Raw genomic sequence first — 12,868 nt, 5'->3', positions numbered from 1 at the left:
GAGGAGGAGCCCAGCCGTGTCGGACAGTTTCCTGGTGGCCGCCCGCATTCCCATGTCCCGCGAGGGGTTCGAGGCGTGGCTGACGACCCCGGTGGAGGGTCTGGCCGGGATCGCGAACCCTGAGGAGATGTTCGGCGGGTGGCTGTGGGACGGCCGGCGCGCTGATCATGAGTGGGAGTCGGTCGGCGACGGCACTCCCGGGGAGTACTTCGCCGGTCGGGTCGAAGACTCGTGCGCCGGCGACGAGGACTGCGGCGTCCTCCTGCACCGGGACGGAGCGCTGGAGGCGTACCTCTTCCACGTCGGGTATCCGGAGTGGAGCGTCCACATGGCACTGCTGATGCTCGCCGCGACCGGGCCTTTCCGGTCGGGGCAGGCCGAGGACACCGTGCTGTTCTGGGCCGAGACGGGTGCCAACCTCTGGCCGGCCGACGCGGACGGGTGGCTCGCCGTGCTGTCCGTCGGCGCGGACGGCTCGTGGTTCGTCGGCGAGCGTGACCTGACGGACGTGGTCGCCGGTCTCCGTCCGGCCGAGAGCCGGTTCTTCGAGCTGGTCGCACGGCTGGGGGACGAGTCGGAGGACTGGGACCGGGAGTCCGGCGAGGACTTCCGCACGGAGACGCCGCGCGACGCGTCCTTCACCGACCCCGCGGTGCTCGCGGCGGGCCGGCGCGACGACGTGTGACGTCCCGCCGGCCCGCTCGCGCGGTCAGAGCCCGACCCGCACCACCGTGAACGGCAGGTTCGGCTCGGCGATCTGGTACTGGAAGTTGACCACCAGCAGGTCGTCGCCGTCGAACGCCGCCGTCGACGGGACGTCCATGCCCCTGCCGTTGATCCGGCGCTGCACCCGTGCCCGCGAGTAGTCGTCGCTCAGCCGCAGGACGCTGATCTCGCCCTCGGGGTGGAAGAGGCTGGTGACGCTGTAGAGCAAGCCGTCGCGCAGCAGCAGTCCGTCGGAACCGATGTCGGTCACGCCGCCGAGGTCGACCGGGGTGATCGCGCCGGTCGCGGTGCCGATGCGGTGGAACGCCTGCGAGTTCGTGTCGGCCATCAGCACGTACCGGCCGTCCGGGGTGACGACGAGACCGTTGCCGTTGATGCCCTCCTCGTATTTCACCGGCGTGCCGGTGAAGTCGACGAAGGTCCGGAGCGGCTGGTCGACGTCACGGCTCGCCAGCTGCGCGGCGGTGATCCGGTAGAGCACGGGGCGGAACGAGTCGGTGACGTAGGCGTCGCCGTTCGGGGCGATGGCCACGTCGTTGACGAGACCGTCGCGGGCGCCGGAGTCGAAGACGTGCACCAGCTTCCCGGTCCGGGTGCTGTAGGCGAACACCTTGCCGGTGGCGCCGCCCGCCACGACCAGCAGGCCGCGGGTGATCTTCATGCCGACGGCGGTGGTGCGGCCGTCCCGGCCGCCGGGGAGGAAGACGCGCAGCCTCGGCTGGTCGACCCGGCCCCGCCAGATCGTGCCGTCGGTCGTCCCGCCGACGTAGAAGTAGGGCGTGCCGGGTTCCCGGACGATGCCCTCCGGGTAGGCCTTGTCGCCGGGGACGACGTAGCGGTCGACGGCGTGGTGGCCGTGGGCCTGGGCGGCGGGGGACGCGGAGAGGGCCAGCGCCGCGGTGAGGACGCCGCCGAGCAGGCGGCGGGCACGAGCAGAGGACACGGAGTGCTCCAGGTTCGGTTACCGGCTGGGAGAACGTCAGCCGGGCTGACGTGACCACCATGCAAACGCCCCCGTCGCGGACCCGGCAGGGCCGGCTTGTCGGGGGGAGAATCTCCACCCCCTCTCCGGCCGGAGGACGTTCCTACACTGGGGACATGAGCGACGACGTCCGGCGGCAGCCGGGGAACCGGGCCGACGTGCGGGAGTTCCTGGCGAGCAGGCGCGCCAGGATCACCCCGGACGAGGCCGGCCTCCCCGTCCACGGCCGGCGTCGCGTGCCGGGACTGCGCCGCGAGGAGGTCGCGCTGCTCGCGGGCGTGAGCGCCGACTGGTACACCCGCTTGGAGAAGGGCCACATCAGCGGCGTCTCCCGGCAGGTGCTCGACGCCGTCGCACGGGTCCTGCGGCTCGACGACGAGGAACGCGTCTACCTGTTCGACCTGGCCCACGCCGCCGAGCCGGCCCGCGCCGCGCGGACGGCCGAACCGCTGCTACCGGCGACCGTCCAATGGTTGCTGGACAGCATGACGTTGTCCGCGGCCATGGTCACCACCCGGCGCCAGGACGTCCTGGCGACCAACGCACTGGCCCGCGCGCTGTTCGCGCCGCTCTTCGCCAGCGCCACCACCGTCGAGAACGGGCAGGCGAACTTCATCCGCTACCACTTCCTCGACCCCGGCGCCCGCGACTTCTACGGCAACTGGAACGTCGTCGCCGACGTGCTCGCCGCGTCGCTGCGCACCGAGGCCGGTCGCCACCCGCACGACGTCCTGACACGGGAGCTGGTCGGCGAGCTGACGACCGCCAGCGCCGAGTTCCGCACGCGGTGGAACGCGCACGACGTCCTCCTCCACGCGCGGGGGACCAAGATCTTCCGCCACCCGGAGGCCGGGCGGATGAGCCTGAGCTACCACTCGGTGGATCTGCCGATCTCGGCCGCCGAGACGCGCCCCATGTGCGTCTGCACCGCCGAGCCGGGGTCCGCGGACGAGGAGAAGCTGACCCTGCTCGCCAGCTGGTCGGCACCGCGCACCCAGTTCGTCAGGTGACACACCGCGACGGGAATCGCGATTGCCGCCGTGTTTGCGTCTCAGCGTGGAATATCAGGGCATTAGGTCCTTGATGCTTTCCGATTTCGTTTTTCTGCCTTCTTGACTCGCGTGCGAGGATGCTCACGCAAAGCTCCCTGAACAATCTCCGGGCGCCGGTCGAGGAGGCGTCGAACGGCGGAGTTCCTTGCGCCGTCCGTCGCGATCAGTGTGCTTCGGAGCAGGCCTTTCCGCCACTCCGCCAGGAGAAGAACACATGATTGGCAGTCGTCGGGTCGCTGTTCTCCTGTCCATTGCCGCCGTACTCGCGGCGGTCTCCGGATGCAATTCGCTCGCGGCCGAAAAAGCTCCCGTCGCTCATTCCCCTGCCGTGCCCGAGAAAGCCAGGATCAAGGTCGGCGTGCTGTCCGTCGTGGACGTCGCGCCGCTGCAGATCGCGATCAGGAACGGGTACTTCCGCGCCGAAGGGCTCGAAGTCGAGACGGTCGTCGTCCAGGGCGGTGCCGCCGCCATCCCGAGCCTCGTCAAGGGCGGGCTCGACATCACCTTCGGCAACTGGGTGTCGTTCATCGCCGCCCAGGCCGAGGGGACCGCGAAGGCGGTCGGCGGCCTCAAGCTCATCAACGACGCCTACCAGGCGAAGCCCGGCATGTTCCTGGTCCTCGTCAAGGGCAACGGCTCGATCAGGACGATGCAGGACCTGGTCGGCAAGACCATCGCGATCAACACCCTCAACAACATCTCCGAGCTCACCACGAAGGCGGTGCTGGAGGCGAACAACATCGACCCGAGGCAGGTCACGCTCAAGGCCATGCCCATGCCCGACATGGAGGCGGCGATCGAACGCAACGTCGTCGACGCCGGGTTCATGAGCGAGCCGTTCATCACCAAGGCGCAGCGCAACTCCGGCCAGCTCGCGATCCTCGACGCGGCCTCGGGTCCCACCGACGGCATCCCGATCGCCGGCTACGGCACGACCGGCCGGTTCGCCCAGGAGAACCCGAACACGGTCGCGGCGTTCCAGCGCGCGATGGCCAAGGGGCAGCGCGACGCGTCGGACCGCGCCACGGTCCAGGCCCTGCTGCCCGAGTACGCCGGGGTGGACCGCGACACCGCGAAGCTGGTGCACCTCGGCCAGTTCCCCACCTCGCTCGACCCCACGCGGCTGCAGCGGGTGGCGACGCTGATGAAGACCTACGGGTTGCTGAGCGCCGATCTGGACGTGGCGCCGATGCTGGTCAGCAGCCCGGCCAAGTGACGGCCGGCGTCCACTGAGGACGGTGCGGGGAGGTCCGTCACATCCGGTCGAGCAGCCCGGCCACCTCGGCCGGGTGCGCGGCCGGGCCGGCGGACTCGGCCCCGTTGCTCCAGCCGAGGTCCTCGTGCCAGCGCAGCACCGGACCCCGGCCGGTGACCACCTGGCCCCGTTTCGGGCGGGTCGGCGAGAGCTCCAGGACGACCTGGGCCACGTCCAGCCCCTGTTCGGCCAGCCGGTCGACGACCTCGTCGAAGTACCGGGTGAGGGCGACCGGGGTTCTCGTCGCGCCGGTGTGCTGCACCGCGTGCCTCCTTCAGGCTGCTTGAACGCCAACACCTTCCGCTGAGCGGAGCAGTCCCTCCAGGGGCCGAGGTCCTCTTCCGGCAGGGACCTGCGGGCCGTCCGCGACCGGTGCCGTCCCGGTACCCGAACGGCGGTTGTACCGTGGACCTTCCTCCACAGATAGTGCAGTTTTCGTTGAGCTGGACAGCCGACCCACCTAGAACCCCTGGGGGCAACAGGCGTGGCACGTTCGCACCGTTCCAGTGCCACGGCATCGGGGCCGGTGGACGAGCCGGCGGTCCGCCCCGCCCGTGGTCCGCTGCGAGCGGTTCGATTGCTCACCAATGCTTTCGCGTGGTTCGGGGGTGTGGCGCTCGCCGCGAACCTGGTGTTCGCCGGGGACGGTGCCGTCCGCTTCGTGCTGGCCGCCGCGGTCGTGCTGGTGCTCGCCACGTGGTGGCGCCGGCCGCGGCACGACGGCTGGGCGGTCGCGGTCGTCGAAGGTGTCGTGACGGCGGGAGCGGCGCTGGTCCTGCCCGTCCCGCAGCCGGTGCTCGCGTTCCTGTTCGGCACCACCACGAGACGCGCGTTGCACGGCGGGTCCCGGCGGTACCCGGTCACGTCGCTGCCCGGTCTCGCCGGCTACGTGGGCGGGCTGGCCGTCTCGTTGTCCCGCGCGGAACGACCCGACCCGGACGTGCTGATGTCGGGGGTCATGCCCCTGCTGGGACTGGTGATCGGGACGTTCGCGCTGCACGAGACCGTGCGCGCCGTCCAGGCGCAGCGGGCCGCCCGCCGGACCGTGGACGCGCTGCTGCAGGCGACTCCGGTCGGACTCGCCCTCCTCGACGAGCACGGAACCCCGCGGCTGCACAACGCCCGCGCCCGCGAGCTGTTCGGCTGGGACGACGGCCCCGGCACGGTGCCCTGCCCGCACGGCGCGGGCCTCACCCGGTGCGGCGACGGGTGCGCGTCCGTGGACGGCCCGATCGAGGTCGAGCCGCGCGACGGCCTGGTGCTCGCCGTGCACACCGGACCCGTCGAGCAGGAGTCCGGTCCGGACCACACGGTGGTCGCCGCCGTGGACGTGAGCAAGCGGCGGCTGTGGGAGGAGGCGTTGCGCGACAGGGCGGAGCGCGACGAGCTCACCGGGCTGGCCAGCCGCGCGCACTTCCTGCACCTCGTGCAGGAGGCCGTGGAGCTCGGAGGCCCGGTCGGGCTCCTGGTCGTGGACCTGGACAGGTTCAAGGACGTCAACGACGCCGACGGGCACGAGGTGGGCGACCGGTACCTGAAGGCCGTGGCCGCCCGGCTGCGGTCCGCCCTGACCCCGCGTGCGATCGCGGGCCGGCTCGGCGGGGACGAGTTCGCCGTCCTCGCACCGGGTTTCGACGTCCGCGACACCGTGCGGCTGGCGAAGTCCGTGCTGTCGAAGCTGAACGACGCGCCGCGGCAGTTCGGGGCGAGCATCGGCGTCGCGGTCTGCCAGGGCGAGTCCGGCGCGGCCGACCTGCTGCGCGACGCGGACACCGCGATGTACGTGGCGAAGAGGGACGGCGGGAACCGCTTCCGCCTGTTCCGCCGCGAGATGGGGGAGCAGGCGCTCGCGCGGCAACGCGACAAGGCCGACCTGCGCACCGCCGTCGAGGAAGGCCAGCTGGTCGTGCACTACCAGCCGATCGTCGACCTCGCGACGGGCGCGGTGACGAGCGCCGAGGCGCTGGTGCGGTGGCAGCGTCCCGGCGTCGGACTGCTGGGACCGGACGCGTTCATCGGCCTGGCCGAGGAGACCGGTCTCATCGTGCCGCTCGGCGAGAACGTGCTCGAGACCGCGTGCCGCCAGGCCGTGTGCTGGCACGCCGAAGGGCGTGCGCTGGGGGTGACGGTGAACGTGTCCACGCGCGAGCTGTCGACACCCGGTTTCCTGCCGCGGCTGGAACGGGTGCTCGCCACGACCGGGCTGCAGCCGGGCCGGCTGACCGTCGAGGTGACCGAGAGCGTGTGGGCCGACGAACCGGCGATGCGGAGCCTGGTGGCGGTGCGGGACGCGGGTGTCCGCGTCGCGCTGGACGACTTCGGCACCGGCTACTCGTCGCTGGGCTACCTCCAGCGCTACCCGTTCGACGTCGTGAAGATCGACCGGACGTTCACCGGGGAGCTGGGCCACAACGGCCGCACCGAGGGCGTGATCCGGTGCATCATCGAGCTCGCCGACGTCCTCGGCGCCAGGACGGTCGCCGAGGGGATCGAGACGCCCGAGCAGGCGGACTGGCTGCGCGAGGCCGGGTGCGCCTACGCGCAGGGCTACCTGTTCGGCAAGCCCGCCGACGCGGACAGCTGGAACACCCAGCCGGCCGCGTCACCGGGCAGCTGACGTCTGCGGCAGCAGCTTCGGCGGCCGCGGCCCGTAGGCGTTGGACGAGGCCAGCACCCGTCGCACGCCCGGCAGCGCCGTCACGTACCTGAGCAGGGTCGGCGGTGAGATCGACCTGCCCTTCGCGCGGGCGCGGGCGACGCGCTGCTCGGTGCGGACCTGCTGCGCCTGCACGCGTTCGATCGACGGTTCGCGCTCCGTCTGGATCGCGGCGAGCACGTCAGAGGGCACCCGGCCGGCACGCAGCGCGGGCACGAGGTGGTTCGCCGCGGCGACGGCGTCCTGGACCGCCATGAGGATGCCGTTGCCGCCGACCGGCGAGATGACGTGGGCGGCGTCGCCGATCAGCAGCAGCCCCGGCCGCCACCACCGCTCGACGCGGGAGATGTCGACGGACAGCAGCGTGGTCTGCGAGAAGTCCTCCAGCAGGTGCACCCGGTCGGCCAGCCACGGCACCTGCCGGGCGACGAACCGGCGGATCGGCTCCACCCCGGCGTCGCGGGCGGCCGCGTACCCGCCCTTGGGCAGCGTGTAGCCGACCTGCCACCCGGCCGTGCCGGTGAGCAGTCCCACGTAGTGGTCGCGGCCGAAGAACAGGTCGACGTCGGCGTCCGGCGGGTCGGTGTCGTGCTGGGGGAGCCGGAACCACAGCAGGTCGGTGGTCGCGCCGAGCGACCGCGCCGGCAGCTCGGCGATCTTGCGCATCCGCGAGAAGCGGCCGTCGGAACCGACGACCAGGTCGGCGGGCAGGTCGTGGTGCCCCTCTCCGTCGCGGTAGCGGACGCCGCGCACGTCGCCGTCGTCGTCGGTCAGCAGGTCCGTGACGGTGCTGCCGGTCAGGATCCGGCAGCCCGGCAGCGCCGTCACCCGCTCGGCCAGGAAGGCCAGGAACCGGGCCTGCGGCATCAGGGCCACGTAGTTGAAGGGGGAGCGCAGCTTGCCGTAGTCGGCGGCGGTGATCGTCGCGCCGGGCACGTGGAAGCGGAAGTAGCGCGCCTTGTGGTGCGGCAGCGCGAGCAACGGCTCGGCGAGGCCGAGCTGGTCGAGCAGCTCCAGCGTGTAGGGGTGCAGCGAGTCGCCGCGGAAGTCGCGGTCGAAGTCGCGGTGCTTCTCCAGCAGCGTCACCGGGATCCCGGCCCGTCCCAGCAGGAGCGCGAGCACCATGCCGCCGGGGCCGCCGCCGGCGACCACGCAGCCGGTCACGAGCCACCGTCCAGGCGGAACACCGCCATCACGCCGAGATGGCGTTCGATCTCGGCCGTGGAGGAGCCCGGCGGCACGGGGAACGCCCGCAGCGCCCACGGCGTCTCGACCGCCGTCAGGTAGACCGACACCACCGCAGCGGCTTCCTCGCCGTTCACCTCGACGGCGTGCTCCGGCTGCCTTTCGCCGCCGGCGAGCAGCGCGCACCCGGCGTCCGCCAGCAGGTTGCGCACCCAGTCGCGCCGCCGGTCCGGGCAGACCAGGTAGTGGCGGCCGCCGACCCGGGTCAGGCCGAGCGGCGTCCGGCGCGGCTCACCCGTCACGCGTCCGCGCGTCTCCACGACCCGCAACGCATACCCGCCGTCGGCGACGGGCTGCGCGGGGGTGTCCAGGATCCGCGCGATCATCTGCGCGTTGAGCTCGCTAGAACTTCTAGTCATATCTCCGACCATACTTCTACCTAGAACTTCTAGCTACTATTGCGGTGTGAACCACGACCGGACGCGTGAGGTCGGCCTGGCGGTGCGGCGGATGTTGCAGGCGGGCCGGGAGATGCAGGCCGCGATGGCCCGCCGGCTCGGTGTGCGCATCACCGACGTGCAGGCCGTCGACCACGTCGTCTCGGCCGACTCTCCACTGGGCCCGGTCGAGCTGGGCGACCGCCTCGGCATCCGGTCCGCGTCCGCGACCGTGCTGGTCGACCGGCTGGTCGGCGCCGGGCACCTCACCCGCGCACCGGACCCGCGGGACAGGCGCCGGGTCGTGCTCGGTGCCACCGACCACGCCCGCGACGAGGTGCGGCGGGCGCTGACGCCGCTGCTGCACGACGTCGCCGCGATCACCGACCGCCTGGACGACGAGCAGGTGGCGACGGTGCTCGGGTTCCTGACCGACCTGACCGAGGCGCTGCGCGACTACGCGACCGACGACTGACCTCCGCGTGCACGCCGCCGGCCCGCGGGTACCGTGTCGGGCGTGGTGCAGGTCTTCATCCAACCCTCGTACGGCACTCCCGGAGCACGCCGGCACTGGGCCGACACCCTGACCCGCGCGGTGCCGTTCCACGACCTCGGCCTGAGCCGGGAGGACCTGACCGGCCTGACCGCCGCCCACCCGAGCGGCCGGACGCGCTTGTGGGGCACCACGGACAAGCACGACAAGCGCATGGACACCCTCGCTCCCGGTGACGTCGCGCTGCTCACCGGCCGCAAGCACGTGCTGGCCATCGGCGAGGTCGGGTACTCGTTCCGCGACCCGGACTTCGCCCGCCGGCTGTGGCGCCCGGAACCGGGGAAGTGCCTGTGGAGCAACGTCTACAGCTTCCGCGGGTACTGGCCGGTGCACGTCCCGTACGAGGAGATCTGGGCGTTGCCGGGGTTCTCGGCCGGCGACAACTTCATGGGGTTGCGCTTCCTCGCCCCGGAGAAGGCCGACGTCGTGCTGGCGCACATCGCCGAGGACCGCCGGAGCGCCCCCGCGGCCGAGGACGAGATCTGCCCTGCCGTCGTCTGACGGAACTCCTCCGGCCGCTGTCGTTTGGGTGCTCCTTGAGCGGGTAGTCGCGGCTCATGGGGGCATCGTCACTCGTCCGGCCAGGTGTGATCATCCCGCTGCTGGCGTTGCTCGTGGCGGGTTGCGGAGGTCTCGGACCGAGCGCCGCGGATCGGCCGAACACGCTCGTGACCACGGGCTTTGGGTTGCCCGACGAACACGCCACCGCGCGCGTGGACGTGTTCCGCCAACGACGTCCCGAGGTCGACCTCCGGATCAACGAGGGCGCGTTCGACGAGCAGCAGTTCCTCTCGGCCGTGGCGGCGGGCGACCCGCCGGACCTCGTGTACGCCGACCGGCGCAAGCTCGGCGGCTACGCGGCCAGGGGAGCGGTGCAGGACCTCGGGCCGTGCCTGCGGCGGCAGGGCGTCGACCTGAGCGGGTTCCGCGAGGCGGCGGTGCGGCAGGTGACCTACGAGAACGCGGTCTACGGCGTGCCCGACTTCTTCACCGTCCGGGTGCTGATCCTCAACAACCCGGTGCTGCGCCGGATGGGCGTCGACCCGGCCGCACTGTCCACAACGGACTGGCCCGCGCTCGCCGAGGTCGCTTCGAAGCTCTCGCTCGTGCGGGACGGCCGCATCGACCGGATCGGGTTCGACCCGCGCATGCCCGAGTTCCTGGCGTTGTGGAGCAAGGCCAACGGCGCCGACCTGGTCACCGGTGAACCGCACCTCGACGACCCGCGCGTCGTCGAGGCCGTCCGCTACACCGCCGGCCTCGTCCAGCGGCAGGGCGGCTGGGCCGCGTTCAAGGCGTTCCGCGACACGTTCGACTCCTTCGGCGCGGACAACGAGATCGTCACCGGCCAGGTCGCCGCGATGGTGATGGACTCCTGGTACGTCAACACCCTCGCCGCGAACTCGCCGGACGTCGACGTCACCGTCGCGCCGTTCACCGACCGCCGCGGCGAGCCGCTGACCGAGGCGGGCGGCCAGGCCTGGGCCATCCCGCAGGGCGCCCGCCACCCGGAACTGGCCTGCGAGTTCCTCACGACGATGACGGCGACGGACACCTGGGTCACCGCCGCGAAGGCGCGCCGCGACGCGCTCGCGAAGAAGGGGAAGCCCTACAGCGGCACGTTCACCGCGAACCGCGCCGCCGACGAGAAGATCTTCCGCGACGTCTACGACCCGCGCGGCATCCCCGTGCTGGAGAAGGGCGTTCGGGTGTTGCAGGCCGTGCAGGACAAGTCTTTCGCCCTCCCGCCGAACCCCGCCGCCAGCGACCTCGTGCGCTCGTGGGAGTCCGCCGTCAGCAGGGCGTTGCTCGGTGGTCAGTCCGCTCAGGAGGCGATGGCGCAGGCACAGCGCGAGGCGGACCGGGCGATCACCCGCGTGGGAGGGCGGTGATGGCGAACGCGCGCGAGGCACGTGCCGGCTGGGTGTTCGTGCTGCCGTGGGTGGCGGGGTTCCTGCTGCTGACGGCCGGGCCGATGCTCTACAGCCTGTACCTGTCGTTCTCGCACTACGACCTGCTCAAGCCGCCCCGCCCGGCCGGTCTGGAGAACTACCGGGAGATCTTCCAGGACGGCCGCGCCGCGACCGCGCTGGGCAACACCGTCTTCTTCACCCTGCTGCACGTGCCCGCGCAGATCGTGCTCGCGCTCGGCCTGGCGTCGTTGCTGCGCCGCGCCGGTCGGTCGGCCGGGTTCTTCCGCACCGTGCTGTTCCTGCCGACGATGACCCCGCCGGTCGCGCTCGCGGCCCTGTTCCTGTTGCTGCTCAACGGCCAGAACGGCGCGGTGAACGCCGCGCTGGGCTGGTTCGGGTTCACCGGACCGCAGTGGACGACCGACCCGGCCTGGATCAAGCCGGGGCTGGTGCTGATGAGCCTGTGGGGGTCGGCAGCACCGCCGTGCTGTACCTGGCGGCGCTGACCAGGGTGCCGGCGGAGCGGTACGAGGCGGCGCGGCTCGACGGCGCGTCCCCGTGGCGGCAGTTCTGGCACGTGACGCTGCCCGGCATCAGCGGCACCGTGTACTTCACGGTGGTCGTCAACACGATCGCGTCGCTGCAGGTGTTCACCGAGGCGTACACGATGTTCTTCGGCGCCCGCCCGTCCACGCCGGCGGAGGGCGACGCGGCGTTGTTCTACGTGATCTACCTGTTCCAGGAGGCGTTCGGCTCGCTGCGGATGGGCTACGCCTCGGCGCTCGCGTGGGTGCTGTTCCTGGTGATCGCCGCCATCACGGCGGTCCAGGTGCGGTTGTCGCGCGACTACGTGCACTACGAGGACAGGGCATGACCCGCCGCGCGCCCGTGGTGCTGGCGCTGGTCGCGGTCGGGGTGCTGTTCGCCTACCCGTTCTGGTGGCTGGTCAGCGCGTCGCTGAAGGACCGCGCGCACGTCTTCGACAACTCCCTGCTGCCCTCGCCGGTCAACCCCGCCAACTACACCGAGGTGTGGCGTGCCGTGCCGCTGCTGGCGTGGGTGGGCAACAGCGTGGCCGTCGGGGTCGCCGCCGCGGTGGCGGCGACCGTGTCGAGCGCCGTCGTCGCGTTCGGCTTCGCCCGCTTCCGGTTCCGCGGCCGGACCGTCCTCTTCGGACTCGTGCTCGCCACCATGATGCTGCCCGCCGCCGTGACGATGGTGCCGGTGTACCTGGAGTGGCACGCCGTCGGGCTCGCGACCACGCAGATCCCGTTGTGGGCGGGCAACCTCTTCGGCTCGGCGTTCTACGTGTTCCTGCTGCGCCAGTTCTTCCTGGGGTTGCCCGCCGAGGTCTTCGACGCGGCACGGGTCGACGGGGCCGGGCCGTGGCGGCAGTTCCGGTCGATCGCGCTGCCGCTCGCCCGGCCCGGGCTCGTCGTGGTGCTGGTGTTCGAGCTCAAGGCCGCGTGGACCGACCTGATCAGGCCGTTGATCTACCTGCGCGAGCCCGAGCTGTACACGTTGCCGCGCGGCCTGAAGGCGGTGCTCGACCGGTTCGGGCAGGGCGGTGAGGCGCAGTGGGAGCTCGTGATGGCCGCGAGCGTCGTCGCGACCGTGCCGATGGTGCTGCTGTTCCTGGTGGCGCAGCGGTACTTCGTGCGCGGGGTGGTGACCCAGCGCGTCGAGGAGTAGCCGCGGCCGTCAGTAGCTGAACGTCGTGGCGGGCTCGTCGCCGATCCACTGCCACATCGGCACGGTGCCGTTCAGCTCCGCGCCGGCCACGAGGTTCGCGGCGTCGAGCTGCTTGGCGTTGAAGCACAGCGGGCAGACGAAGTAGCGCCCGCCAGCCGCCTCGTAGCGCTTGACCAGGTCCGTCAACGGCGGGCAGCCGTCGCACGCGGTGCCCGCGACGGTGCCGGTGAGCGCGAGGCGCACCGCCTCCTTGGACAGGAACATCAGCGTCTCGCGGCCGGTCTCGGCGGCGCCGATCGCGACGAGGAACGCGACGGTCACCTTCTCCGCGTCCTCCAGGCCGGTCGACAGGCTGATGACGGCTTTGCTGGGCATGATCGGCTCCATCTCGTCGGGGAACAGCGACGGTAGGAGCGG

General features: G+C 71.8%; 15 protein-coding genes. 10 read left to right on the top strand and 5 right to left on the bottom strand.

From position 1 onward, the window contains the following. Window positions 1–16 precede the first annotated feature (16 nt). The gene (locus tag VF330_RS13015; protein WP_330851818.1) at window positions 17–685 is read left to right on the top strand and encodes a hypothetical protein; all 669 of its coding nucleotides are present in this window, start codon (window positions 17–19) and stop codon (window positions 683–685) included. A 24-nt stretch (window positions 686–709) separates the two neighbouring features. Here the strand turns inward: VF330_RS13015 and VF330_RS13010 are convergent, their stop codons facing one another. Further along, complete coding sequence (locus VF330_RS13010; RefSeq protein WP_330851817.1) at window positions 710–1,669, bottom strand: superoxide dismutase; 960 nt, start codon at window positions 1,667–1,669, stop codon at window positions 710–712. A gap of 155 nt (window positions 1,670–1,824) precedes the next feature. On the opposite strand from VF330_RS13010, the gene VF330_RS13005 reads away from it, so the two are divergent. Together VF330_RS13005 and VF330_RS13000 are read left to right on the top strand one after the other, a co-directional pair. Next, entirely contained in the window at window positions 1,825–2,718 is an 894-nt protein-coding gene (locus VF330_RS13005) for a helix-turn-helix transcriptional regulator (RefSeq protein WP_330851816.1), read from the top strand. Window positions 2,719–3,088: 370 nt separating this feature from the next. Next, window positions 3,089–3,976 (top strand): ABC transporter substrate-binding protein, encoded by an 888-nt coding sequence (locus VF330_RS13000; RefSeq protein WP_330851815.1) that lies wholly within the window; start codon window positions 3,089–3,091, stop codon window positions 3,974–3,976. 37 nt (window positions 3,977–4,013) lie between these two features. Here VF330_RS13000 and VF330_RS12995 read toward each other — a convergent pair whose 3' ends face one another. Continuing rightward, window positions 4,014–4,277 carry a hypothetical protein gene (locus VF330_RS12995; RefSeq protein WP_330851814.1) on the bottom strand — a complete coding sequence of 88 codons (264 nt, stop codon included), beginning with the start codon at window positions 4,275–4,277 and terminating at the stop codon, window positions 4,014–4,016. A gap of 348 nt (window positions 4,278–4,625) precedes the next feature. Here VF330_RS12995 and VF330_RS12990 point away from each other — a divergent pair, with 348 nt between their 5' ends. After that, window positions 4,626–6,632, top strand: coding sequence for a putative bifunctional diguanylate cyclase/phosphodiesterase (locus VF330_RS12990; RefSeq protein WP_330851813.1), 2,007 nt, complete (start codon window positions 4,626–4,628; stop codon window positions 6,630–6,632). Here VF330_RS12990 and VF330_RS12985 read toward each other — a convergent pair. Next, window positions 6,618–7,835 (bottom strand): FAD-dependent oxidoreductase, encoded by a 1,218-nt coding sequence (locus VF330_RS12985; RefSeq protein ID WP_330851812.1) that lies wholly within the window; start codon window positions 7,833–7,835, stop codon window positions 6,618–6,620. The two genes, VF330_RS12990 and VF330_RS12985, sit on opposite strands and share 15 nt — an antisense overlap. After that, complete coding sequence (locus VF330_RS12980) at window positions 7,832–8,275, bottom strand: nitroreductase/quinone reductase family protein (protein WP_330851811.1); 444 nt, start codon at window positions 8,273–8,275, stop codon at window positions 7,832–7,834. Before VF330_RS12980 ends, VF330_RS12985 begins: the two co-directional genes overlap by 4 nt. Window positions 8,276–8,321: 46 nt before the next feature. On the opposite strand from VF330_RS12980, the gene VF330_RS12975 reads away from it, so the two are divergent. Genes VF330_RS12975 through VF330_RS12950 form a run of 6 tightly spaced genes read left to right on the top strand, consistent with a single transcriptional unit; the run spans window position 8,322 to window position 12,451 of the window. Next, entirely contained in the window at window positions 8,322–8,768 is a 447-nt protein-coding gene (locus VF330_RS12975; RefSeq protein ID WP_330851810.1) for a MarR family winged helix-turn-helix transcriptional regulator, read from the top strand. A 42-nt stretch (window positions 8,769–8,810) separates the two neighbouring features. After that, window positions 8,811–9,347, top strand: a complete 537-nt coding sequence (locus tag VF330_RS12970) for a hypothetical protein (RefSeq protein ID WP_330851809.1) — start codon at window positions 8,811–8,813, stop codon at window positions 9,345–9,347. 56 nt (window positions 9,348–9,403) lie between these two features. Beyond that, window positions 9,404–10,738 (top strand): extracellular solute-binding protein, encoded by a 1,335-nt coding sequence (locus tag VF330_RS12965; RefSeq protein WP_330851808.1) that lies wholly within the window; start codon window positions 9,404–9,406, stop codon window positions 10,736–10,738. Next, window positions 10,738–11,265 carry a sugar ABC transporter permease gene (locus tag VF330_RS12960; RefSeq protein WP_330851807.1) on the top strand — a complete coding sequence of 176 codons (528 nt, stop codon included), beginning with the start codon at window positions 10,738–10,740 and terminating at the stop codon, window positions 11,263–11,265. Before VF330_RS12965 ends, VF330_RS12960 begins: the two co-directional genes overlap by 1 nt. Continuing rightward, entirely contained in the window at window positions 11,223–11,633 is a 411-nt protein-coding gene (locus VF330_RS12955; RefSeq protein WP_330851806.1) for a sugar ABC transporter permease, read from the top strand. Before VF330_RS12960 ends, VF330_RS12955 begins: the two co-directional genes overlap by 43 nt. Continuing rightward, window positions 11,630–12,451 carry a carbohydrate ABC transporter permease gene (locus VF330_RS12950; RefSeq protein WP_330851805.1) on the top strand — a complete coding sequence of 274 codons (822 nt, stop codon included), beginning with the start codon at window positions 11,630–11,632 and terminating at the stop codon, window positions 12,449–12,451. The genes VF330_RS12955 and VF330_RS12950 overlap by 4 nt, the downstream gene beginning before the upstream one ends. A 9-nt stretch (window positions 12,452–12,460) precedes the next feature. On the opposite strand, the gene VF330_RS12945 is transcribed toward VF330_RS12950, so the two are convergent. Further along, window positions 12,461–12,826 (bottom strand): DsrE family protein, encoded by a 366-nt coding sequence (locus tag VF330_RS12945; RefSeq protein ID WP_330851804.1) that lies wholly within the window; start codon window positions 12,824–12,826, stop codon window positions 12,461–12,463. Between the last annotated feature and the right edge of the window lie 42 nt (window positions 12,827–12,868).

Origin of the sequence: Lentzea sp., assembly GCF_036380075.1 — a bacterium.
GTDB lineage: Bacteria > Actinomycetota > Actinomycetes > Mycobacteriales > Pseudonocardiaceae > Lentzea.
The sequence above is the reverse complement of the archived record's forward strand: the minus strand, read 5'-3'. Positions and strand labels throughout refer to the sequence as shown.

What these genes read in the sequence shown, in the direction of transcription:
- VF330_RS13005 (WP_330851816.1), top strand. Translation starts at nt 1,825, where the DNA reads ATGAGCGACGACGTCCGGCGGCAGCCGGGGAACCGGGCCGACGTGCGG.
- VF330_RS12950 (WP_330851805.1), top strand. Translation starts at nt 11,630, where the DNA reads ATGACCCGCCGCGCGCCCGTGGTGCTGGCGCTGGTCGCGGTCGGGGTG.
- VF330_RS12965 (WP_330851808.1), top strand. Translation starts at nt 9,404, where the DNA reads ATGGGGGCATCGTCACTCGTCCGGCCAGGTGTGATCATCCCGCTGCTG.
- VF330_RS12960 (WP_330851807.1), top strand. Translation starts at nt 10,738, where the DNA reads ATGGCGAACGCGCGCGAGGCACGTGCCGGCTGGGTGTTCGTGCTGCCG.
- VF330_RS12980 (WP_330851811.1), bottom strand. Translation starts at nt 8,275, where the DNA reads ATGACTAGAAGTTCTAGCGAGCTCAACGCGCAGATGATCGCGCGGATC.
- VF330_RS12945 (WP_330851804.1), bottom strand. Translation starts at nt 12,826, where the DNA reads ATGCCCAGCAAAGCCGTCATCAGCCTGTCGACCGGCCTGGAGGACGCG.